We start from the raw sequence: 22493 nt of genomic DNA, 5'->3' as shown, positions 1-22493 counted from the left end.
CGCAGCGTGATCAACCCGCTGGCCTGTGATACTGCCGTGATCGAAGGCCGGGCCCAGTCTCACTGGGTCAGGCGCATGCTCACTCGCTCACCACATTGACATACTCACTGCAGTCTATCGGACCGCGTGGCGAGGTCCGATCAGGACCAGGGGGGTGTTGGCGTGCCGTCCGGATCCAGCCCATAGGGCCAGCGGTCTCTAAGATGCCCGCTAAGAAACTCCCCGTCTTCACCCGCGTCGGTGGCGTGCCGGTACAGGGATTCGGCGTCATCGTGGTCCCCGGCCTCTTCCTGCATCCGTGCCAATTCGACCAAGGGGCTGGCGTAGCCCGCGTCCGCGGCCCGCAGGGCGAGGGCTCGCGCGCTGTCGAGGTCGCCGGACTCCCGCCGTAACCGCGCCAGTTCAGCCAGGGCATATGCCTTACCGGCGCTGGCGGCGTGCCAGTAGAGGGCTTCAGCACTGGCGTGGTCCCCGGCCTCTTCCCGCATCTGCGCCAGCTTGAGCAGAGGCCTGGCGTAGCCCGCGTCGGCGGCCCGCAGCGCGAGGGCGCTTGCGACGTCATAGTCCCCGGACTCCGTCTGTATCGACACCAAATCGACCAAGATCTGATCCTCGCCTGCTGCGGCAGCCTCCCAGGCGTGGGGCTCGGCCACATCAAGATCACCGGATTTCGCAAGCAGCCTCAGGAGGCTCCAGACAACGGCAAGCCCGGACGCACTCCGGGTAAAGGCTTCGCGTTCGTCCTGAATCCCATGTTCCTCGCGAAGTGCCTGGGCGCTCTCGTAGTCCCCGGACATCTCCCGCATGGTTGCCAGATGGGCAAGGGCATAGGTGTCGCCGGCTTCGGTGGCTTGCCGGGCCAGTGTCTCGGCGCCGTCGTGGTCCCCAACCTTCTGTCGCATCAAAGCCAGGCTGGTCAAGCCGCGGACGTCACCACTGGCGAAGGCCTGTTGATATAAGGCTTCGGCGCTGTCATCGTCCCCAGACAGCTCCCTTGACCACCCGAATTCGATCAGGGCGCGAGCGTCGCCGATCCTGCCGGCCTGCCGAGCCAACTCCTCGGCAGCATTGTGATCCCCGGAGTTCTCGCGTATCCACGCCAGGCTGCAGAAAGCGTCTTTGCTGCCGGCGTCGGCAGCCCGATGATAGAGATAATGGGCCCACTGCAAGCGATGTCGGGACTGGGCTTCATCGGCAATTCTGCAGAGAATATCGGGGTCGGTGAGGTGGGTGTACGCAGCGTGCCAGAACGAGGCTGGCGGGCACTGGGCCTGGCGGGTGTTGCGGCCGTGCTGTTCGAGATAGTCGGCGAGTCGGAACATCGTCGCCGCTTCTGGGACACGGACAGTGGATCGCCTCGGGCTAGCAGGAGGCCGACGCTTCGGGCGATCGCCGGTGCGCCGCAGTGGCGCCTGCTTGCCATGCACAAGGCGAGTGAGGTCCGCAAACACCGATTGCGCCCAGTCCTCGGTGAGCTCGTCGAAGTCCTGATCACTGAGGTAGTCGACAGCTGCGTCAATGAGGAAGGCTTGCGGGAAATGCAGCTTCGCCCCGAGGCGGCGTGCGTCCATCGCCGCATTCAGCACGGCCTTGGCCGCCGCGGTGGCGTTCGCGTAGCGGTGCAGCAATTCGGGGGCGCCAGCAAGGTCCTGCGTGACCCGCCCGTTCGTGGCTCGAGTGAGGGCTTCGGCCAGCAGCCTGTCGCCGCCTTTGGCGAGGATGGATGCCATGCGCAGCGCTTCCTGGTCGAAGGCTTCTGGGACGGTTAGGGTCCGTCCAGCGAGCAGTTCCCGCGTTCGGCTGTGTGGATCTTCCTTGCCAGATGTTGGCGGGGTTGCGTACTCGTTGGCGAAGTTGGGCCAGAGGGTGCCCAAAACCAACACTGGTCCGCGTCCGGGTTGGGTGAGTAGGGCATGGATAGCAGCCGCGACTCGCTCGCCCATTCGGGGGTGGCCGAGGTAGTGCTGTGCCTCGTTGAGCCATACCACTGTGCGGGGCATTACATGTTCGAGACCGTCGAGTATGGCCTCGGCTCGTGTCGGGTCAAAGGGGTGCCACAACCGCCATCTCTCTTTAGCGAGTGGTTGGACGGCTTCCCAGCAAGACCTGGTTTTGCCAGTCGAGGACGATCCGACCAGGACCACCATCCGGCTTTGGCCCTGAGCGGCCTCCTGCACTATCTCTGCCAGGACGCGGTCATGGGCTCGGAACACGTAGCCGGGCATTACTCGCTCCCGCATGCCACCAATCGCGTGTCCGCGGACGGCCGGGCCGGCGGGGTGGACCTCCAAATCGTGAGGGTTCCACTCGCTAATCATCTTGCCCGGCCCCTGACCCTGTGCACGGACTGGGGCGCTGTCTCCGGCAGCGGTCCGCCGCAGGGCCAGCAGTTCGTTGTCCGGAAGGCGCAGTACGCGGGCCAGGGCTGCGACCGTCTCGGCCGAGGGTGGGATAGGGGCATCTGATTGAAAGGCCAGTTGCACGGTCGTGCGGCTCAATCCTGCCTGGGCAGCGAGTTGGGTCTTGGTCAGACGTACGCGGGCCAGCCCGTCGCTCAGTCTCTTGCGTAGCGCGATGAGCGCCGCGGCACGGTCCCGGTCCTCCTGCTCGTCCTGCACCTATCCAACCCCCGAGTTGGTGTGTTCGCCGGTGTTCATCATCGTCCGATCACGCCCTGGCGAACCTCTCTTCCGCGACCTTCGAGCACGTCAGCACCTCACCGACTGCAAGGAGCTTGTCGTGCCCGCTCTCGTCATTGTCCTGTTCACCGCTGCGCTGGTGGTTGTCCTCGCGCTGCTGGCCGCCGCAGGGACGGGCAAGCTCGCCCGCTTGGACGGTGCCACTTACCCGGCTGCTCTGACGCGAGCTGCCGCTGCGTTCACTGCGGTTCTCACTCTCGCGACTGCTCTGACAGGCACTCTCGTTGGAGTCTTCTCCTGCGCTGATTAACGATGGCAGGAGCAATCTTCAGTGATCAACGTTCCGGCTGACCCACGCGCATGGCACCTTGGCTCACGTGCACGGCAGAGGATAGCGATCGGGCGTCCGCTGTCGCGGCTTGCTCTGGTCGACAGCATGGCAGCGTGGCTGACACCGGGGAATGGTGCAGGGGGACAGACGCGCGCCCTGTCAGCCGGCTGCCCCGCCGCTGTGGCTGACTGTCTTCGGCTGAGGCCCACGCATGGTTCTTGACCTCTGCACGAGGGTAGTGACGGCGACGTGAGCGAAGACAATAAGGAAGACCTACGAAGCCTCGTCAACGCCTTGGACGTCGGCATCCGCGAAGCGCATTACCAAGCCGCGCACGACGCAGCCGCGAACATCTGCTCCGGCGTCTTCAGCACGATCCCGGTCGACCTCCACGACGTCATACACGAGGCGGTCATGGCCGGGTACGCGACCGCGTTGAGCGACCTCGAGGAAGGCAAGCTGGACGACCAGGTGCGAGGGCGGGCCGACGTCATCGAGTAAGACTCTGTATCCCAGACCGTCTCAGTTTCCGTCTCATTCAGCTCCGTTCACGGCCGTTCAGACGAGGCCTAGACGCAGAGACGGGCCGCGATCGGGCCACCCATGAACCCAGGTGAACGGCCGCGTACGACGCCCACCGCCCCACCAACAGACTTGGAAAGCGTGCACGTCAGGGTGGTGTCGGAGCTTCACGAAGTCCCGGACCGACGTGGCTCGGGGGACCCCTTCTGAGCCACCCCCTTGATCGCGCTCCGTAGAACGGCAGCAGACCGACCCAACGCTTCGTAGGGTACGGGCGAGCGCTGACAACGCCGCTGCACCACAAACGCACCAGATCGAGCGGGTCTGGTGCAAGTTCGGGTGACAGGTTCGGTCACGCGGCCTGCAGGGCCAGCGTGGTCATGACGGTCTCGAATTCGATGGGGGTCAGCCGGCCGAGTGAGGCTTGTCTGCGGCGTCGGTGGTAGGTCCGCTCGATCCAGGTCACGATCGCGGTCCGGAGTTCTGCGCGGGTGGCCCAGACACGGCGGTCGAGGACGTTCTTATGCAGCAGGCTGAAGAAGGACTCCATGGCCGCGTTGTCGCCGGCGGCTCCGACTCTCCCTATCGATCCGGCCATCCGGTGCCGGTCGAGGGCCCGGACGAACTTCCGGGAGCGGAACTGCGATCCGCGGTCGCTGTGCAGAATGCAGCCGTCGACGTCTCCACGCCGGGCCACGGCGTTGTCCAGGGCGGTCACGGCCAGGCGAGACTTCATCCGCTCGCCGATGGAGTAGCCCACGATCCTGTTGCTGAAGGCGTCTTTGATCGCACAGAGATAGAGCTTGCCGTCCCCGGTGGCGTGCTCGGTGATGTCGGCGAGCCACAGCCGGTTCGCACAGGCTGCGGTGAAGTCACGGCGGACCAGGTCGTCGTGCACCGGCGGGCCGGCGTTCCTGCCCTTGCCGCGCTTCTTGCCGAACGCGCTCCACCAGCGGTTGTCCCGGCAGATCCGCCATGCAGTCCGGTCCGCCATCACCTCTCCGGCGCCGCGCGCTTCGTCGGCCAGGAAGCGGTAGCCGAACTCCGGGTCGTCACGGTGCGCGTCGAACAGCGCGTTCGCGCGAAACGCCTCCTCCAGCACGGCATCGGTCACCGGCTGGTCCAGCCAGCGGTAGTAGGGCTGTCTGGCGAGCTTCAGCACCCGGCACGCAACCGTGACGGGCACCCCGTCCCCGGCCAGCTCCTTCACGAGCGGGTAGATCCTTTTCCCGGCAGATGCGCCTGCGACAGATAGGCCGCGGCCCGCCGCAGAACCTCGTTCTCCTGCTCCAGCAGCTTGATCCGCCGCCGAGCTTCCCGAAGCTCGGCGCTCTCCTGGCTGGTCGTCCCGGGCTTGCTCCCGTCGTCGATATCCGCGCGACGCATCCACTTCCACAACGTCATCGGATGCACCCCGAAGTCGGTGGCCACCTGCTCGACCGTCACACCCGGCCCGCGGTTCCTCGCGACCCGCACGACGTCCTTACGGAACTCTTCCGGATAAGGCTTGGGCACAGCGACATCCTTCCCACCCACCCACAGGGCAAGCCAGTTCAGATGTCACCCGATCGTGCGGCAGACCCGCCGCGTCCTCCCCGGCCATCGGTTGCCAGGCGACGAGCAGCGCGTCCGAGTCGGCCAGCTGCCAGATGTAGCGACCACCCCAGTGGCCGGACAGTAGACCGGCGCCGTGGCGGCGGTATTCGGCGAGGCGCTGTCTCAGACCGTCCCGTCCCGCGGCCTTGCCGATGTACACGACCGTCGCCCCGTCCACCCAGGCGGCGCTGAGTCTGTCGGCCGTGACGGACGGGTTGCGGCCTTTGAGGTGCCCGGCAGGGCTGGCGGTGAGGAACGACGGAGGCCGGGTGTCCCGGCGGATCACCACGTAGATTCCGTGACCGGTGGGACGTCGCTGTCGGGCAGCTCACGGAATGGCACGAATCCGCGGAAGCCGCGTTCGGCCAGGGTCTGCTGCGCCAGCGCTGATGTCGGGCTCATGTCGGCATGGTGCCAGGTGCATGTCGTCGCGGCTACGGGTGCGTGGACTCACTGATGGGGCGCTGACAGAGGTGCCTACCGGGGTTCGACGCAAAGCCAGTTGGCCCCCTTCTGGTGGAAGCCCCGCCATCGAGGACGTCTGTCCGCTGCTCTTTTTACGGGGGCCAGGCCTCGGCCATCACGAAGGTGACGGCCGTTCCTCCGAGGCGGCTGGGGCCGGAGTGCCAGGACGCGGCGATGGCGTCGACCAGGAGCAGCCCTCGCCCATGGGCGTCGCCTGCATCCGGCCGGCGGAGGCGTACGTTCGCCGGAAGGCCCGGGTTGTGCACCTCTACGCGCAGGGAGGTCCCGTCACGGAACCACTCGACCCGTACGAGCCACGCGTACTCCGTACTCCCGTAGAGAATCGCGTTGGTCACGAGTTCCGAGAGCATCAGCACGCAGTCGTCGATCGGGCAGCGTGGTTCGTATGCGGCGATGAACCTCCGGAACCAGCGACGGGCTCGGGGGACGGACTCCGGAGTCGGCGGCAATGCCATCATCCCGAGCCGTGGTGACTCTTCACAGGGATACCGATCGATCAAGAAGAACATCCGCACTCACTTCCCCCACTGTCATCGCCTTCATGACGGCCACGAGACCTCTCTAGACATCTCAGGATTGAGGCTGAAGCCACCTCTCTAGAGATGTCAAGCGAAGCGCTGGATTGTCATCCCGACGAGGCGCATACGACTACACGCAGCGAGCGCCCACCCAACCCGTGGCCTAAGGTGTCTAGAGAGGCGAGCGAGGAGGGTCCCGGGATGGCCAAGACCGACGACGACCGTCGGCCCAAGTACCAGCGCATCGCGGACTCCCTGCGCGAGGCGATCGAAGCGGGCGAGTACGGTCCCGGCGATCGGCTCCCGGGCGAGAACGACCTCATGGACACGTACGGCGTGGCCCGCATGACGGCTCGGCAGGCCCTGAGTGTCCTCCGGGACGAAGGCCTCGCCGAGGCCCGCAAGGGCGCCGGTGTCTTCGTCCGCGAGTTCCGCCCCATCCGACGTCGGGGCATCGACCGACTGGCCCGCGACCAGTGGGGGAATGGTCGCTCCGTCTGGTCGGCAGACGTCGAGGACCGCGCACTTGAGGTCGACCGGATCTCGGTGTCCGAGGAAGCGCCGCCGGAACGCGTCGGCGCGGTCCTGAATCTGGCCGACGAGGACTCGGCATGCGTGAGGCGCAGGCGCTTCGTCCTCGACGACAAGCCGGTCCTGCTCGCGACGAGCTACCTCCCCATGTCACTGGTTGCCGGATCCCGGATCACCGAGGAGGACACCGGACCGGGCGGGACGTACGCCAGGCTCGCCGAACTCGGCCACGAGCCGGTGCACTTCCGTGAAGAGGTCCGCTCACGCATGCCGTCGAAGGACGAGGCGGCCCAGTTGGAGATCTCCCCGGGTACTCCGGTCATCCTTGTCTGCCGTACCGCGTTCACGGACGACGGCCGCGCGGTCGAGGTCAACGAGATGACCCTGGACGCCGCTTCGTACATCCTGGAGTACGACTTCGACGCGTGAGCCCGTGCGGCCCTGGCGAGCCCCTCACCTGCGCGGGGGAGGGGCATTCGCATGCCTTGGTGCTCCCTGGGAATTGCAGGGCTTGGTAATCGGCGGGACGCTGGAAACGTCAGCCTTTCGGCGGCCGGATGGGCAATCGGCGGCCGGTGCTCCGACTGGACAGGCGGAGGCCGGGTGGGACGGCGGGGTGCCCTCGCCTCCTCCAAGGAGAACGTCATGCAGAGTGCAACGCTGGAAGCGATGCAGACCGCCCTGCGCGGGCCCGTCATCGGTCCGAAGGACGCTGAGTACTCCCAGGCCCGCAGGGTCTACAACGCGATGATCGACAGGCGTCCCGCCGCCATCGTGCCGTGCCGGGATGCCGCTGATGTCATGTCCGCGCTCACCTTTGTCCGTGACGCCGGACTGGAGGTCGCCGTCCGGGGTGGCGGACACAGCGGACCCGGCCTCTGTCTGGTGGACGGCGGCGTCACCATCGACCTCTCGCCGATGCGCGGAGTACGCGTCGACCTCGTCGCCAGGACCGCCCAGGCCGGCGGCGGAAGCCGGCTCAGCGACCTCGACCACGCCACCCACGCCTTCGGGCTGGCCACCCCCACCGGCATCATCTCGATGACCGGAGTCGGAGGGCTGACGCTCGGCGGCGGTCACGGCTACCTCACCCGCAAGTACGGCCTGACCGTGGACAACCTGCTGGCCGCAGACGTCGTGCTGGCCGACGGCAGCTTCGTCACCGCGAGTGAGAGCGAACATCCGGACCTGTTCTGGGCCCTGCGCGGTGGCGGCGGCAACTTCGGCATCGTGACCTCCTTCACCTACCGGCTCCACCCGGTGGACACGGTCGGAGGCGCGATCACCGTGTGGCCGGTCGATCGCACCCGCGAAGTGCTGGCGTGGTACCGCGACTTCCTCCCGCAGGCGCCCGAGGACGTGTACGGATTCTTCTCGCTCTTCGTCATCCCGCCCGGCCCACCGTTCCCCGAGGAGATCCACGGGCGGAAGATGTGCGGCGTCGTGTGGTGCTACACCGGTGATCCGAGCCGCTTCGAAGAGACGCTCACGGCCGTGCGGGAGCCCGGACCGCCGGCCTTCCACTTCGCGGCACCGATGCCCTACCCCGCGTTGCAGGGCATGCTCGACGACGTGATCCCCTCCGGGTACCAGTGGTACTGGCGCGGCGACTTCTTCGACCGCATCCCGGACGCCGCCATGGACGTACACCTCAAGTACGGCGAGAACCTCCCCACCCCGCTCTCGCTGATGCACCTCTACCCCGTCGACGGGGCCGCCCACCGGGTGGGCCCGGACGACACCGCGTGGAGCTACCGTGACGCCGTCTGGTCCGGCGTCCTGGCCGGCGTCGACCCCGACCCGGCCAACGCCGAGGCCATCAGGCAATGGTGCGTCGACTACTGGGAGGAGCTGCACCCGTACTCCATGGGCGGCTCGTACGTGAACTTCATGGGGACGGGCGAGGGCCAGGAGCGGGTCCGAGCCACCTATCGGGACCACTACGACCGGCTCGCACAGGTCAAGCGGACCTACGACCCGGACAACATCCTGCACGCCAACCAGAACATCAGGCCGGCCCAGCGGCAGTGACCACCGGGCCGTGCCGTTCGCGCGCCGGCACCAGCGAGGCGCAGGAGGCCGACCATGCCCAAGTACCTCATCCAGGCCACCTACACGCACGAGGGCACGAAGGGGCTGCTCAAGGAAGGCGCCAGCGGTCGTCGCGCCGCGGTCGAGCAGGTCGTCACCGGCCTCGGCGGGCGGGTCGAGGCCATGTACTTCGCCTTCGGGGAGAGCGACGTCGTGATCATCGTCGACTTCCCCGACCCGATCTCCATGGCCGCCGTCAGCCTCACCGTGAAGGCCAGCGGTGCCCTCCACACCCGGGCCACCCCCCTCCTCACCCTCGACGAGATCGACGAGGCCGCCCGCCGCCAGGTCGCCTTCCGCGCTCCCGGCGCCTGAACGCCCTGCGCCCCCGGGGCGCCGACGCTGGTCCTACAGGTCGGTCACGGGGTGCGGAGGAGCGTGTGGCATACCGGACTTCGGCGGTGGGGGAGACGGGTGTGCGCGCTCGTACTGGTCGTGCCAAGCGGCGATCGTGGCGACCAAGGCCATGGCTGCCACGAGCAACTGGACCGTTCCCGCGAACGGATGCGCCGAGCGCACGAAGAGCACGCCGATCACAAGCACGGTCACGGTGAACCCGCCGAAGAGGAGGATGGGAGCCCAGTCCATCGGGAGTGCCTTGGCCGGCTCGCCCGGAGGGCGCAAGCCGCTCAGGGCCGCGGTCAGCCCGAGCAGGAGCCCGATCGGGATTTCGACGAGCAGCAGTATCAGGCTTATGCAGCCTCCCGCGAACCCGTCCCCCTTCGTGTCCGAAGGCCGTTCGGTGCGGCCGCCTTCCCCCGGTGGGCGCGGTACGTGCGAACTCGGCTCGAATCGCATGGTCACACGCTCGCGCGTCCCGTCGCGCACCGCGCCACGGTTCACCACGCCGAGACCGAGTCGTGGCCGAGCCGAACCCCCGCCGGGCCGGTCCGCACCCCACCTGGAACCACTACGTCACGTTCCCACCCGCTCCACCAGCCGCACCGTCACCACATCCCCCTCCCCCTTCCCGATCGCCTTCCGCACCTCCGCCTTCACCGGCAGTTTGTGGGTGCCGTCGCCCAGGGCCATGAAGGAGCTCTGGAAGGGGTGGCCGTCGATCGTGCCGCGGACCTTCACCAGGCCGTGGGTGCCGAAGAATGCGGCCGACTCGGGCCAGACCACGTAGGTCCAGCCGCCTTTGGCGGGGCTCTTCCGCAGGGTCGCGGTGAATTGTGCGTCCATCGTCCGTACCGCCTGTTCGGGAGGTCTTCGTGCGTCCGTCGTCAGGGGTAGGACCGAGCCCGGCCACCGAACTCATCGGTGGCCGGGCGGATGGTGGCTACGCCGGTTCCACCGGGAGCCACAGCTCGCACGTCGCCGTGGTGAAGTCGTCCGTGCGGGACAGGACGGCCACGAGCGACGGGCCGGGGCGCAGGCGCCACGGGTTGGAGGGGAACCACTCGGTCGCCGTCGCCGCCCAGGCGGTCTGGAGGGCTTCCGGGTGGGGGCCCGAGGTGCGGAAGACCGCCCACATGCCCGCCGGGACCTCGATGGCGTCGAGGTCGTCGGGGGCCGGTGTGTCCCGGGTGACCGCGACACCGTGCAGGTAGGTCAGGTCGGTGCCCTCCGCGCTGTCGGGGGCGAGGTCGTCGCAGACCTGGAGGAGGCCCGCAGGGTCGGTGTCGCTCAGGGACTTCAGGCGGGCGTGCTCCTGCGGGGGGAGGGCCGCGATGTGCTCCTGGATGTGCGGGTTGACGCCCTCGTGGATGAGGGGGACGCGGGTCGCGTGTCCGATCAGGCGGAACGCGGGGCGGTCGGCGAAACGGGTGTCCATAGGAGTACTCCCTTCGACGGTCAGGCGGAACCTGAGCTGCGGTTGTGACTGAAGGGGGCCTCCGGCACGGCGTACCTCGCGCGGGGCGGCGCCGTGCACGGACCGGAACGCGCGCCCGAACGCCTCCGTCGAGCCGTATCCGTGGCGCACGGCGATGCTCAGCAGGTCGTCCTCGCCCCGTACGACGTCGGCGGCGGCGACCGTCATGCGGCGCCGGCGCACGTACTCCGACAGCGGCATGCCCGCCAGCGACGAGAACATCCGGCGCAGGTGGTACTCGGTCGTGCCGAGCGTTCCGGCCAGCGCGGGTACGTCCAGCTCCTCGGTGAGGTGCTCCTCGACGAGGTCGATGAGTCTGTTCAGTGCCGAGATCACGGGGCCTCCCTTCCTGCGTCAACCGTGGCAGGGGCGGCCCCGCGGCGCCCGATCGTTGTGGTCCGGTGCGATCGGGGGCCCGGCTCACGCGGGTACGGCGGGCTGGTCGGGCCACGTGAAGGCGTAGCGCGGGTCGCCGCCGCGGGCCAGGCGTACGAAGCGCAGGAGCTCGCGGACGATGCCCGCGTTGCCCATGGCCCAGCCGACGCGGGGTTCCAGCGTGCTCGGGGTGGCGCGGTGCTCGACGTTGGACCAGCGGGCGCCGTCCTCGTCCCGGGTCGCGTGTGCGGCCAGGTCCGTCGCGAGGAGGTGGGCGAAGCCGTCCGGGGCGTACGGGTCGAGCCGCTCGGCGATGCGGTCGCAGGCCAGGGCGAGGACGCCCGCGGTGCCGCAGCAGCGGCCGTTGTTGTCCCAGAAGCCGGGGCGCAGCCGCCGGGGCAGGCCGGAGTGGGTGACCGTGTGCCAGCAGCGGTCGGCGAGGGCGGACCAGGCGGGATCGCCGGTGACGTCCCGCAGCAGCCGGAAGGCCTGGGCGTCGCCGGCGGGGCCGTGGCACCAGCCGTAGCTGAAGGGCTCGATCAGGTCGGGGAGGAACTGGGGTGTGGAGTGGCGGACGAGGAAGCCGTCCGGGTCCTCCGGGCCCGCTTCGTCACGGGCCACGAAGTCCGCCGCACCGGCCAGCGCCAGCTCCGTCAGGTCCGCGCGGCCGGTGTCCGCGCCCACCCGGGCCAGCGCCAGGGCGATGCCGAGGCTGCCGTGGGAGACGTGGTGCAAGCGAGCCTCAGTGTCCGGGCGGTGGGCCCACTGGACGCCGTCGGGCGTGGGCTCCGCGGTGCGCAGGTACGGCTCCATGGCCAGGACGGCCAGGTCGGCGTCACCGGCGAGCAGGGCGCCGAGGCCGATGCCCGCGTTGCCGCCCATCAGCTCGAAGAGCGCGCCCCAGCGGGTCCCGTCGAAGCGGGTCCGCACCAGTTCCAGCGCGCGGTCGGCCGCCGTGCCGGACGCCTCGTCGCCGAGCTGCTCCCGCACGGTCCGCAGGACGAGCGCCAGTCCGGTGCGGCCGAAGTAGAGGGAGTCGTCCTCGATGTCGTCCACGGAGCGGGCGAGGGACCGGGCCGCGCGCAGGGCGGTGTCGGCGTACGCGTCGTCGCCGAAGTGGCGCCACGCCTCCAGGAGTACGGGGATGTTGCCGGCCGTACCGTTGTAGAGCATCGGCTCGGATTCGGCGTCCGAGGGGCGGTCGGGCCAGGTAAGGCCGCCTCCGGGCGCCTCCCGTGCCGCACCGATCAGCCATCGCAGCGCGTCCACCGCGAGTTCCTCGAGTTCGTCGACCGCCACGGCCGTGGCCCCAGGTGCCGTCATGGCGCCAGTCTCGCACCCTCCGACCGCCGACTACCGATCGTCGGAGGACGGCCTCGATACTGCCCCCAGGCCTGCCCTCGCGGCCCTGGTGCCCGTCCTCGATCCGGCGCTGGAATTCAGGTTCGTAGCAGCTATCGCGGGAGTGACGTGCGGGCGCAGAAGGGGCCGGGGCAGGTCGACAAGGCGGGCCTTGGGCAGGAGGCCGAAGCCCGGCGGGTGCCTCCGGTGGGCCGGCGGGCCGAGGGGCTGCTCGCGTTGGGGCACGCTGCGGGCAACGACGCGGTGGCTCGCGCGGTCGGAGAACAGCGGCACACCGGCGTCGCCCCGTCCCTCGCGGTGGTGCAGCGCGCACCCGCGGCGAGTGCGGCCGTGGACGCCGCGGATCCCGAGGTCCAGCACCTCCACGACTTCGCGAAAGAGGCACTCGCGTCGGCGGACAAGCTGATCGCTCAGGCCGAGTCGTTCCGTTGGTCGTTCAAATCCCTCGCAGACAAGCAGAAGCTCTGTGACGAGCTCGGAACCGTCCTGGACACGGCCGAGCACATGATCTACGGCCAGTTCCGTGGCGATCCCGCCGGGAAGGCCGACAACGCGAGGAACCGCGGGCTGAAGGCGCTGCTGGACGAGATCCAGCAGCGGCACTTCTCGTACGTCAGGATCCTGCGGAAGACCTCCGGGCTGCGGCCCGTCGGGATGGACCTCGCCGCGGGAGACACCGAGGGCGCCCAGAAACTCTCCGACACCTGGTCGCGGGTCGCGAGCGGGCGGGGGATCGCGACGTCGACGAAGCCGCTCCCTGCCGGAGACGACCCCAACCCGGCGGCCCTGGAGGGGTTCGACACCGAGATGCTCTCCAGTCACGCCCGGTTGCTCTCCAGGCAGCACGGCCGCGGCCTGGTGTCCGATCTGGCCTCGGACTCCGCTTCCACGAAGCCCACGGTGAAGGTCGTGCCGTATCACCCCGAGGTCGTCAAGATGATCGGGAAGACCGATCTCGCGGCGCAGGCGGACGCGGACGACCGACCGTCGGCTCTCGCGGAGAGCGCGCAGAAGCCCAACACCGGCTCCACCAGCACCGTTTCCGTGCCGCACAAGTTCAGGGACAGCGAGGTCGCCAAGGACGGCGAGTCCCATACCCCCGTCTTCGCGGTCTACGGGCATGAGCTGATCCACGCCCAGCACAACAAGCACGGCATCAACGTCGCGGACCTCGGCACCAGGGAGGACCAGGAGGAGGAGAAGGCGACCGTGTCCGGCACCGAGTCGTCGGCCAGGCTGCACCGGACGAAGAACCTCGGCATGGTCACGGAGGAGATGCTCAGAGATGAGCACAATCTCCCCCGGCGGGGCGGGTACACGTAGCCGAGTCGCGCCGGCCCGGCCGTGTTTCAGTTCGCCGTGCCGAGGTTGCCGCGGTGGCCCCGCAGGCCGTTCCAGACCGCACCCAGCGCCAGCGACTGGACCAGGGCCGCGAGCACGATGCCGCCGATGAAGAACCACGCGGGCGCGTCGCCGCCCCAGCCGCCCTCGCCGAGCCAGGCCACGAAGCCGAAGGCCGGGAAGGTGAACAGGGCGGGCCAGACCCAGATCAGGGACGCGTCCGGGCTGTCCGCGAACAGGGGCACCAACGCGGCCACGGCCATCGCGCCGCCGACCAGGGCGAGGTAGATCCCCGAGACGCGGTTGGCGACGGCGAGGCGGGCGAAGTTGCGTATCGGGCTGGTCTTCATGGGATCTCGATCTCCCCGGGTGTCGGGTGCGTCTACGTCTTCTTCCTGTTTCCAGGGTCGGACGCAGGCGGCTCCGGAGCCTGAGTACCCGTACTCAAGTCGAACGACGCGACACCCACGGGAAGCCTGGGGCGGCCGGCCACATCCCAGGCCGCCCCACGCACCATCGCAGTGCCGTCAGCCGCACTGGCAGGGATTGCCCGACTGGCAGCCGCAGCCGCACCCCGAGCCGCAGCCGCAGGCGGCGATCAGGGGCAGGGCGCGGATCTCGGTGGGCCGCTCGGTGCGGCGTTCCCGGGCGGGGTCGGGCTTCGTGCTGGGGGAATCGGCCATGGATCCTCCTGGAAGCTGCTGCCCGCCTCCGTCTGGAGGCCGGTGTCCGCCTCCATTGCACGCCCGGGGCGGCCGCCGTATCAACGGCGCATTGGGGCTTCGCCGCGCGCCCCGGTCCGTACGCCCCGCCCGTACGCTCCCGTGGGGGTCAGGCGCCCTCGACCTGCGTGGTCGGCTGGATGTCCGCCTGGAGGTCGTCCGCGTGCTCGCCGGTGACCAGGTAGACGACGCGCTTGGCGACCGCGACGGCGTGGTCGGCGTAGCGCTCGTAGTAGCGGCCCAGCAGCGTCACGTCGACGGCCGTCTCGATGCCGTGCTTCCAGCGGTCGTCCATCAGGTGCTGGAAGAGCGTGCGGTGCAGGAGGTCCATCGCGTCGTCGTCCTGCTCCAGCTGGAGGGCCAGGTCGACGTCCTTGGTGATGATCACCTCGGCGGCCTTCGCCATCAGGCGCTGCGCGAGCTGCCCCATCTCCAGGATGGTCGCGTGCAGGTCGTGCGGGACGGCGCGCTCCGGGTAGCGCAGCCGGGCGAGCTTGGCCACGTGCTGGGCCAGGTCGCCCGAGCGCTCCAGGTCGGCGGACATCCGCAGCGAGGTGACGACGATCCGCAGGTCAGTCGCCACCGGCTGCTGCCGGGCCAGCAGGGTTATCGCCCGGGCCTCCAGCTCGTGCTGGAGTTCGTCGACCCGCTGATCGCCCTCGATGACGGCCTCGGCCAGCTTCAGGTCGGAGTCGAGGATCGCGGTCGTGGCGCGTCCGATGGCCGACCCGACCAGCCGGGCCATCTCCACCAGACCGTCACCGATCGAATCAAGTTCCTCGTGGTACGCGTCCCGCATCAGGGTTCCCTCTCGTACGTCCGTTTAGGGGGCTCAAAGAACTGGCTCGCACATGGCTCGCACCGGCTCGCACCCCTCGCCGTGCCCCCACGCTTACACGTTCCGGCCTGTACGCGTCCGTTTCCGGCACCACAAATGAACCGTCACTGGCTCCAAGGTGAACTCTGGGCGACGAGTGTTCGAGGTCGCACCCCGATGGCTGGGGCGAGGACGTACGGCATGCCTAACCTGGAGACATGGACGTGAACGCGGCGGTCGCCGCAGTGGCAGCGATCGCCGGAGTACTCACCGGCGTCATCGCCGTGCTGGCGTTCCGCTGGAGCGAGCGCGACCAGAAACGCCCCACCCGCACCTCCCTGCACACGGACCCCGTCCTTCCACCCGGGGTGGACACCGTTCTGTCGGTGCTCCGCTCCTCCGCCGTCGTCCTCGACGAGGCCGACGGGGTGGTCAAGGCCAGCTCGGCGGCGTACGCCCTCGGCCTGGTCCGGGGCGGCAAGCTCGCCGTGGAGCCGATGCTCCAGATGGCCCGGGACACCCGGAGGGACGGGGAGATACGGCAGGTCGAGCTGGACCTGCCCAGGCGCGGGAACGGACGGGGCGAGGCCCTGGCCGTCTCCGCGCGCGTCGCGCCGCTCGGGTCCCGGCTGGTGCTCCTGCTGGTCGAGGACCTCACCGAGGCCCGCCGCATCGAGGCCGTACGGCGCGACTTCGTCGCCAACGTGAGTCATGAGCTGAAGACCCCGGTCGGGGCGCTCTCCCTGCTGTCCGAGGCCGTCATGGACGCCGCGGACGACCCGGAGGCCGTGGAACGGTTCGCCGGGCGGATGCAGATCGAGGCCACCCGGCTCACCAACCTGGTGCAGGAGCTCATCGACCTGTCCCGGGTGCAGAACGACGACCCCCTCGACGACGCCGAGCCCGTCCGGGTGGACGAGCTGGTCGCCGAGGCCATCGACCGCTGCCGGCAGGCGGCCGGCAGCAAGCAGATCACCATGGCCGCCGGAGGAACGGCGGATCTGCATGTACGCGGCAACCGCGGCCAGCTCGCCGCCGCGCTCGGCAACCTCGTCGAGAACGCCGTCAACTACTCGCCCGCCCGCACCCGCGTCGGCATAGCCGCCCGCCGCGTCAACGCCCCCGGCGGCGACCTGATCGAGATCGCCGTGACCGACCAGGGCATCGGCATCTCGGAGCGGGACAAGGAACGCGTCTTCGAACGCTTCTACCGCGTCGACCCGGCCCGCTCCCGGGCCACCGGAGGCACCGGTCTGGGTCTCGCCATCGTCAAACACGTGGTCGCCTCGCACGGCGGGGAGGTCACGGTGTGGAGTGCCGAAGGCCAGGGCTCCACCTTCACCCTGCGACTGCCGGAATCGGGCCTGTCCCGCGACCGAGCGGCGCGACGCCCGGACCACGCCGGACTCAGCGACGAGACCGACGACGCCGAACGGTCCCCCTCATCCCCCCAAACATCCCCGTACGAAACGCTTCCCGCCCCGGAGGTCCTTCCGTGACCCGTGTGCTCGTCGTCGAGGACGAGGAGTCCTTCTCCGACGCCCTGTCGTACATGCTCCGCAAGGAGGGCTTCGAGGTCGCCGTCGCGACCACCGGCCCCGACGGACTCGACGAGTTCGAGCGCAACGGCGCCGATCTCGTCCTCCTCGACCTGATGCTGCCCGGCCTGCCGGGCACCGAGGTCTGCCGCCAGCTGCGCGGCCGTTCGAACGTTCCCGTGATCATGGTGACCGCCAAGGACAGCGAGATCGACAAGGTTGTCGGGCTGGAGATAGGGGCCGACGACTACGTCACCAAGCCCTTCTCCTCCCGCGAGCTGGTCGCCCGCATCCGCGCCGTACTGCGCCGCCGCGGCGAGCCGGAGGAGGTCGCTCCCGCCGCGCTGGAGGCCGGCCCCGTCCGCATGGACGTCGACCGGCACGTGGTGACCGTGGGCGGCACCAAGATCGACCTGCCGCTCAAGGAGTTCGACCTGCTGGAGATGCTGCTGCGCAACGCCGGCCGCGTCCTCACCCGCATGCAGCTGATCGACCGGGTGTGGGGCGCCGACTACGTCGGCGACACCAAGACCCTCGACGTCCACGTCAAGCGGCTGCGCGCCAAGATCGAGCCCGACCCGGGCGCGCCGCGGTACCTCGTGACGGTGCGCGGGCTCGGGTACAAGTTCGAGCCGTAGACCGGACGCCGTCCCTCGGGACACGGCGAAGGGCGGGACCTCCCGGAGGTCCCGCCCTTCGTCCGTACGGTGCTCAGTGGCCGGCGTCGGTGCCCGTGCCGGTGTCCGTGCCCTGGGAGGTGCCGGAGGTCGCCGTTCCGGTCTCGCTCGCCGAGCCGGAGGGCTCGCCCGAGGCCTCGCCGGTGGGCTCGCCCGGGTTGCCCGAGTTCTCGCCGTCGGAGGGCTCCCCGGAGGCCCCCTCGGAGGGCTGTGCGGACGCGCCGGGCGTCGCCGGGACGTCGCTCGGGCCCCAGCCGGAGAAGTAGCTCTCGGCGGGCACGACGAAGGCGCGCAGGCTCACCTCACCGGCCTTGCTGAAGGTGAAGGTGATCTTCTGCGCGTTGCCGTCCTGGACCGCCTCACGGCTGCTGGGCAGGACGGCGGCGGCGTTGTCCTTGCCGCCGACGACCAGGGAGCCGCCGGCCGGGACGGTCAGGCCGCCCTTCTGGCCCTCGGCGGGCTTCAGCTCGGCGGTCTTGTCGGTGCCGGCCACGGTGATGGACTCGAGCGTCTGGTCCGACCTGCCGTTGTTGAACAGCGTGGCGGAGACCACCGCCGGGCCCGTCGACTCCAGGTCCGGCTGCGTGATGACGACGGCGTTTTGGATCTGGATGTCACCGACCGTCGTCGCGGCGTTGTCCGGCTTGATCTCCAGCGACTGGGCGTTGTGACCGGCACCGCACGCGGCGAGCGAGGCGATCGAGAACGCGATGGCGGCGGCGGCGAGGGCACCGCGTCGAAGGCTGCTGCTCACGGCGGCGGCAACTCCTTGGACTCGAGCGGGGTGGCGGCAACGGATAAAGCCGCCCTAAGTGACTGTCAGCGGCCTTAGGCTACCGAGCCGTTCCCGGGCCGCCGCACCCGACCCTCCCCGAAGGACCACGGGCTTCGCCCGGCAGGCGGCAGTCCCGGCCCTCTTCGGGGGCCGCTTTGCGGCTCGCACCCGTCCGCCATTCGTATAAGAGCCGGTCCGCCATACGGGTTGTCGATCGGTGCGCGAAATTTCGGTGAAGGAATGCGCGGAGCGCCGGAAATTGATCACCGAGGGCCCATCGGCGTGGCTCGTGATCAATTCCGGAATCGGCCGGAACCCCGGCACGGCCACCGAACGGAGTAGCGGAAGTCGCACGCCTGGAACCGGACATATCGGGATGTTCAGCCCGGTGGATGGCGCTCCGGTTGTGTGTGACGGGCCTGTTTCGCCCGGCCTGGAGAGCCGCTCCGACCTGCGAATTCTTTCTTCCGCTCGCCTCGCGCAGCACGTTCCTGTTGCTGTTGTCAAGCCCCGAGATATGCCCTGACCTGCGAAAACGCCATTCAGAACCCGCCGTTTCCGTGTTACCCTGGATAGCCACGGAAGGGGTACCTGTCACATGACGTTCAAGGTTGGCGACACCGTGGTCTATCCCCATCACGGGGCCGCGCTGATCGAGGCTATCGAAACTCGCCAGATCAAAGGCGTGGACAAGACCTACTTGGTGCTGAAGGTCGCTCAGGGCGACCTGACGGTACGTGTGCCAGCGGACAATGCGGAGTTCGTCGGCGTGCGTGATGTGGTTGGTCAGGACGGGCTGGACCGGGTCTTCGAGGTGCTGCGCGCGCCGTACGCCGAGGAGCCCACGAACTGGTCGCGTCGCTACAAGGCAAACCTGGAGAAGCTCGCCTCCGGCGACGTCATCAAGGTCGCGGAAGTCGTGCGCGATCTGTGGCGTCGTGAGCGCGAGCGCGGACTCTCCGCAGGTGAGAAGCGCATGCTCGCCAAGGCCCGCCAGATTCTGGTGAGCGAGCTGGCTCTCGCGGAGAACACCAACGAGGACAAGGCGGAGGCCCTGCTCGACGAGGTGCTCGCCTCCTGAGGCGAGGCGCGGACCGCCGCCCGCTCGGTTCAGCGCACTGAAATGCCGTGGTGCCCGATGACGTCTTTGCCGTCGCCGGGCGCTGCGGCATGTTCGTACCCGGATGTGAATTCGCGCATCCGCAGGTCCGGATGCCGATGATCCTCGTACGCTCCTCCCGGGAGGCTTTCCCCGGGTCCTGGTGTGCCGGGCCCGGACTGCTGACTCGACCAGGGTCACGGAAGGGTCCGGTCAAGGCGTCGCGCCCGGCACGGTGAGGCCATACCCAACTAGGTCGAGCACACAAACCTGACAGGAACCGATGTCTGACGATTCGCGTCCCTCGCCCGTCCCGCCGTCGGCCGACAGGGCCGCCGACGACCGTGCCAACGCCAGGACCGCGGCGGTCATTCCGGCCGCCGGCCGTGGCGTACGGCTCGGGCCGGGCGCCCCGAAAGCCCTCCGGGCGCTGGGCGGCACGCCCATGCTCATCCACGCGGTCCGGGCGATGGCCGCCTCCCGCGGGGTCTCCCTCGTGGTGGTCGTCGCCCCGCCCGACGGCGCGGCCGAGGTCAGGAGCCTGCTGGACGCGCACGCGCTGCCCGAGCGGACGGACTTCCTCGTCGTCCCCGGCGGCGAGACGCGCCAGGAGTCCGTACGGCTCGGACTGGACGCGCTGCCGCCCGAGTACGGCATCGTCCTCGTGCACGACGCGGCCCGGCCGCTGGTCCCCGTGGACACGGTGGACGCCGTGATCGAGGCGGTACGGGAGGGCGCGCCCGCCGTGGTGCCGGCCGTGCCGCTCGCCGACACCGTCAAGCAGGTCGAGCCCGCCGAGGTCCCCGGCGTGCCGGAGCCCGTGGTGGCGACGCCGGAGCGGGCGCTGCTGCGGGCGGTGCAGACGCCGCAGGGCTTCGACCGGGAGACGCTGGTGCGGGCCCACGCGACGGTGACCGACGACGTCACGGACGACGCGAGCATGGTCGAGCGGATGGGGCCGGCCGTGGTGGTCGTGCCGGGGCATGAGGAGGCGTTCAAGGTGACGCGGCCGCTGGATCTGGTCCTCGCGGAGGCGGTACTGGCGCGCAGGAGGCTCAACGATGGCTTCTGAGGCGGAGGCGCTGCCGGTGTTGCCGCAGGTGGGGATCGGTACGGACATCCACGCCTTCGAGGCGGGGCGGGAACTGTGGTGCGCCGGGCTGAAGTGGGAGGGCGAGGGGGACGGCCTGGCCGGGCACTCCGACGCGGACGTCGTCGCACACGCGGCGTGCAACGCGCTGTTCTCCGCGGCCGGGCTCGGGGACCTCGGGCAGCACTTCGGCACGGGGCGGCCGGAGTGGGCCGGGGCGTCCGGGGTGACGCTGCTGGCGGAGGCGGCGCGGATCGTGCGGGCGGCGGGGTTCCGGATCGGGAACGTCGCGGTGCAGGTGGTGGGGGCGCGGCCGAAGATCGGCAAGCGGCGGGACGAGGCGCAGAAGGTGCTGTCCGAGGTGGTGGGGGCGCCGGTGTCGGTGTCGGGGGCGACGACGGACGGGCTGGGGTTCCCCGGGCGGGGGGAAGGGCTGATGGCGGTGGCGACGGCGCTGGTCGTCCGGGTGGGCTGACGCACCGTGCGGGGCTCCGCCCCGCGCCCCGCCAGGGGCTCCGCCCCTGGACCCCGGCCTGTGCCCACCCACCACCCGACTCGGTCGGGCAAGAGGCTGGACTCGCCACGATCGTCCGAGTCGGTCGGGCAAGAGGCTGGACTCGCCACGATCGTCCGGCTCGGTCGGGCAAGAAGCGGGGTACCAACGTCGGCCGTGTGCCCGTGGCACTGCTCGGGGCCTACTACCCTGGACTCGTGACTATTCGGCTGTACGACACCAGCGCCCGGCAGATCCGTGACTTCGCCCCCCTCACGCCGGGCTGCGTCTCGATCTACCTGTGTGGTGCCACCGTGCAGGCGGCCCCGCACATCGGGCACATCCGGTCGGGGCTGAACTTCGACATCATGCGCCGCTGGTTCGCGTACCGCGGCTACGACGTCACGTTCATCCGCAACGTCACCGACATCGACGACAAGATCATCTGGAAGGCAGCCCAGCAGAACCGCCCCTGGTGGTCCATCGGGTACGAGAACGAGCGGGCGTTCAACGACGCCTACGACGCCCTCGGCTGCCTGCCGCCCACCTACGAGCCCCGCGCCACCGGGCACATCACCGAGATGGTCGAGATGATGCGCGGGCTCATCGTGCGCGGGCACGCCTACGAGGCCGAGGGCAACGTCTACTTCGACGTGCGGTCCCTGCCCGGGTACCTGTCGCTGTCCAACCAGGACCTCGACGACCTGCGCCAGCCCTCCGGCGAGGGCGAGACCGGCAAGCGGGACCCGCGGGACTTCGCCATGTGGAAGGCGGTCAAGCCCGGGGAGCCGAGCTGGGAGACGCCGTGGGGGCGTGGGCGGCCGGGGTGGCACCTGGAGTGCTCCGCCATGGCGCACAAGTACCTGGGCAGCGAGTTCGACATCCACGGCGGCGGGATCGACCTGATCTTCCCGCACCACGAGAACGAGATCGCCCAGGCCGAGGGCTTCGGCGACGCCTTCGCCCGGTACTGGGTGCACAACGCCTGGGTCACCATGAGCGGCGAGAAGATGTCGAAGTCGCTCGGCAACAGCGTGCTCGTCTCCGAGATGGTCAAGCAGTGGCGGCCGGTCGTGCTGCGGTACTACCTCGGCACCCCGCACTACCGCTCCACCATCGAGTACAGCGAGGAGTCCCTGCGCGAGGCCGAGTCGGCGTACGCGCGCATCGAGGGCTTCGTGCAGCGGGTCACCGAGCTGGCCGGGCAGACCGTCGAGCCGGCCGCCGAGGTGCCGCCCGCCTTCGCCGAGGCGATGGACGACGACCTGGGTGTCCCGCAGGCGCTCGCCATCGTGCACACCACCGTCCGGCAGGGCAACAGCGCGCTGGCCGCCGACGACAAGGACGCCGCCGTGGCGCGGCTCGCCGAGGTGCGGGCCATGCTCGGTGTCCTCGGTCTCGACCCGCTGGCCCCGCACTGGGCGGGGGAGCAGGAGCAGGGCGAGGACCTGCGGCACGTCGTCGACAGCCTCGTACGCCTGGTGCTCGACCAGCGGGAGGCCGCGCGGGGGCGGAAGGACTGGGCCACCGCGGACGCCATCCGCGACCAGCTCGGACAGTCCGGGCTGGTCATCGAGGACAGCCCGCAGGGGCCCCGCTGGAGTCTCGGGTCGCGCTGACCCGGCCGGTCGGCGAGGTCCGTCCCGTAGATCGATTGTGCCGCCCGGCCCTCCG

General features: G+C 69.6%; 22 protein-coding genes. 11 read left to right on the top strand and 11 right to left on the bottom strand.

The window, feature by feature from the left end; all coding sequences use genetic code 11:
• Positions 1-140: 140 nt before the first annotated feature.
• Entirely contained in the window at positions 141-1730 is a 1590-nt protein-coding gene (locus ACZ67M_RS31450) for a tetratricopeptide repeat protein (protein WP_469853754.1), read from the bottom strand.
• Positions 1731-3219: 1489 nt separating this feature from the next.
• Between ACZ67M_RS31450 and ACZ67M_RS31445 the strand changes: the two genes are divergently transcribed.
• Entirely contained in the window at positions 3220-3471 is a 252-nt protein-coding gene (locus tag ACZ67M_RS31445) for a hypothetical protein (protein WP_469853753.1), read from the top strand.
• 373 nt (positions 3472-3844) lie between these two features.
• On the opposite strand, the gene ACZ67M_RS31440 is transcribed toward ACZ67M_RS31445, so the two are convergent.
• Both ACZ67M_RS31440 and ACZ67M_RS31435 read right to left on the bottom strand, forming a co-directional pair.
• Positions 3845-5007, bottom strand: a protein-coding gene (locus ACZ67M_RS31440; RefSeq protein ID WP_469853752.1) for an IS3 family transposase whose coding sequence is annotated in 2 segments (ribosomal slippage) — positions 3845-4720 and positions 4723-5007 — 1161 coding nt in all. Because the reading frame shifts where the segments join, the coding sequence is not laid out codon by codon here.
• Positions 5008-5645: 638 nt separating this feature from the next.
• A complete protein-coding gene (locus ACZ67M_RS31435; protein WP_469853751.1) occupies positions 5646-6083 on the bottom strand; it encodes an ATP-binding protein in 438 nt (145 codons plus the stop codon).
• 210 nt (positions 6084-6293) lie between these two features.
• Here ACZ67M_RS31435 and ACZ67M_RS31430 point away from each other — a divergent pair, with 210 nt between their 5' ends.
• The 3 genes from ACZ67M_RS31430 to ACZ67M_RS31420 all read left to right on the top strand — a co-directional run bounded on the left by ACZ67M_RS31430 (position 6294) and on the right by ACZ67M_RS31420 (position 9029).
• Positions 6294-7052 (top strand): GntR family transcriptional regulator, encoded by a 759-nt coding sequence (locus ACZ67M_RS31430; RefSeq protein ID WP_469853750.1) that lies wholly within the window; start codon positions 6294-6296, stop codon positions 7050-7052.
• A 216-nt stretch (positions 7053-7268) separates the two neighbouring features.
• The gene (locus ACZ67M_RS31425) at positions 7269-8654 is read left to right on the top strand and encodes an FAD-binding oxidoreductase (RefSeq protein WP_469853749.1); all 1386 of its coding nucleotides are present in this window, start codon (positions 7269-7271) and stop codon (positions 8652-8654) included.
• Positions 8655-8708: 54 nt separating this feature from the next.
• Positions 8709-9029 carry a GYD domain-containing protein gene (locus tag ACZ67M_RS31420; RefSeq protein ID WP_385801070.1) on the top strand — a complete coding sequence of 107 codons (321 nt, stop codon included), beginning with the start codon at positions 8709-8711 and terminating at the stop codon, positions 9027-9029.
• Positions 9030-9062: 33 nt separating this feature from the next.
• On the opposite strand, the gene ACZ67M_RS31415 is transcribed toward ACZ67M_RS31420, so the two are convergent.
• From ACZ67M_RS31415 to ACZ67M_RS31400, 4 genes are all read right to left on the bottom strand, one after another.
• Positions 9063-9512 carry a DUF6234 family protein gene (locus tag ACZ67M_RS31415; protein ID WP_469853748.1) on the bottom strand — a complete coding sequence of 150 codons (450 nt, stop codon included), beginning with the start codon at positions 9510-9512 and terminating at the stop codon, positions 9063-9065.
• Positions 9513-9629: 117 nt separating this feature from the next.
• Positions 9630-9899 (bottom strand): DUF1905 domain-containing protein, encoded by a 270-nt coding sequence (locus tag ACZ67M_RS31410; protein WP_361366481.1) that lies wholly within the window; start codon positions 9897-9899, stop codon positions 9630-9632.
• Between the two features lie 97 nt (positions 9900-9996).
• Positions 9997-10866, bottom strand: coding sequence for an AraC family transcriptional regulator (locus tag ACZ67M_RS31405; protein WP_469853747.1), 870 nt, complete (start codon positions 10864-10866; stop codon positions 9997-9999).
• Positions 10867-10950: 84 nt separating this feature from the next.
• Positions 10951-12228, bottom strand: a complete 1278-nt coding sequence (locus ACZ67M_RS31400) for a lanthionine synthetase LanC family protein (RefSeq protein WP_469853746.1) — start codon at positions 12226-12228, stop codon at positions 10951-10953.
• 147 nt (positions 12229-12375) lie between these two features.
• Here ACZ67M_RS31400 and ACZ67M_RS31395 point away from each other — a divergent pair, with 147 nt between their 5' ends.
• A complete protein-coding gene (locus tag ACZ67M_RS31395; protein WP_469853745.1) occupies positions 12376-13590 on the top strand; it encodes a M91 family zinc metallopeptidase in 1215 nt (404 codons plus the stop codon).
• A gap of 26 nt (positions 13591-13616) precedes the next feature.
• Here the strand turns inward: ACZ67M_RS31395 and ACZ67M_RS31390 are convergent, their stop codons facing one another.
• The 3 genes from ACZ67M_RS31390 to phoU all read right to left on the bottom strand — a co-directional run bounded on the left by ACZ67M_RS31390 (position 13617) and on the right by phoU (position 15129).
• Positions 13617-13958: an SCO4225 family membrane protein gene (locus tag ACZ67M_RS31390; RefSeq protein WP_469853744.1), complete on the bottom strand. Its 342-nt coding sequence runs from the start codon at positions 13956-13958 to the stop codon at positions 13617-13619.
• A 177-nt stretch (positions 13959-14135) separates the two neighbouring features.
• The gene (locus ACZ67M_RS31385; protein WP_163016399.1) at positions 14136-14291 is read right to left on the bottom strand and encodes a hypothetical protein; all 156 of its coding nucleotides are present in this window, start codon (positions 14289-14291) and stop codon (positions 14136-14138) included.
• A gap of 148 nt (positions 14292-14439) precedes the next feature.
• Positions 14440-15129 carry a phosphate signaling complex protein PhoU gene (gene phoU, locus ACZ67M_RS31380; protein WP_161326571.1) on the bottom strand — a complete coding sequence of 230 codons (690 nt, stop codon included), beginning with the start codon at positions 15127-15129 and terminating at the stop codon, positions 14440-14442.
• A gap of 236 nt (positions 15130-15365) precedes the next feature.
• Between phoU and phoR the strand changes: the two genes are divergently transcribed.
• A complete protein-coding gene (gene phoR / locus ACZ67M_RS31375; protein WP_361366496.1) occupies positions 15366-16646 on the top strand; it encodes a two-component system sensor histidine kinase PhoR in 1281 nt (426 codons plus the stop codon).
• 5 nt (positions 16647-16651) lie between these two features.
• Positions 16652-17323 carry a two-component system response regulator PhoP gene (gene phoP / locus ACZ67M_RS31370; RefSeq protein ID WP_465270534.1) on the top strand — a complete coding sequence of 224 codons (672 nt, stop codon included), beginning with the start codon at positions 16652-16654 and terminating at the stop codon, positions 17321-17323.
• Between the two features lie 73 nt (positions 17324-17396).
• On the opposite strand, the gene ACZ67M_RS31365 is transcribed toward phoP, so the two are convergent.
• A complete protein-coding gene (locus ACZ67M_RS31365) occupies positions 17397-18116 on the bottom strand; it encodes a copper chaperone PCu(A)C domain-containing protein (RefSeq protein WP_469853743.1) in 720 nt (239 codons plus the stop codon).
• 619 nt (positions 18117-18735) lie between these two features.
• Between ACZ67M_RS31365 and ACZ67M_RS31360 the strand changes: the two genes are divergently transcribed.
• The 4 genes from ACZ67M_RS31360 (at position 18736) to cysS (ending at position 22438) form a co-directional block, all read left to right on the top strand.
• The gene (locus ACZ67M_RS31360; protein WP_003953493.1) at positions 18736-19218 is read left to right on the top strand and encodes a CarD family transcriptional regulator; all 483 of its coding nucleotides are present in this window, start codon (positions 18736-18738) and stop codon (positions 19216-19218) included.
• A gap of 301 nt (positions 19219-19519) precedes the next feature.
• Positions 19520-20308 (top strand): 2-C-methyl-D-erythritol 4-phosphate cytidylyltransferase, encoded by a 789-nt coding sequence (gene ispD, locus ACZ67M_RS31355; protein WP_361366502.1) that lies wholly within the window; start codon positions 19520-19522, stop codon positions 20306-20308.
• Positions 20298-20801 (top strand): 2-C-methyl-D-erythritol 2,4-cyclodiphosphate synthase, encoded by a 504-nt coding sequence (gene ispF, locus ACZ67M_RS31350; protein WP_469853742.1) that lies wholly within the window; start codon positions 20298-20300, stop codon positions 20799-20801. The genes ispD and ispF overlap by 11 nt, the downstream gene beginning before the upstream one ends.
• Before the next feature lie 236 nt (positions 20802-21037).
• Positions 21038-22438 carry a cysteine--tRNA ligase gene (gene cysS / locus ACZ67M_RS31345; RefSeq protein WP_469853741.1) on the top strand — a complete coding sequence of 467 codons (1401 nt, stop codon included), beginning with the start codon at positions 21038-21040 and terminating at the stop codon, positions 22436-22438.
• Positions 22439-22493 lie beyond the last annotated feature (55 nt).

It is taken from the genome of Streptomyces sp. NPDC107500 (assembly GCF_055582785.1).
The sequence above is the reverse complement of the archived record's forward strand: the minus strand, read 5'-3'. Positions and strand labels throughout refer to the sequence as shown.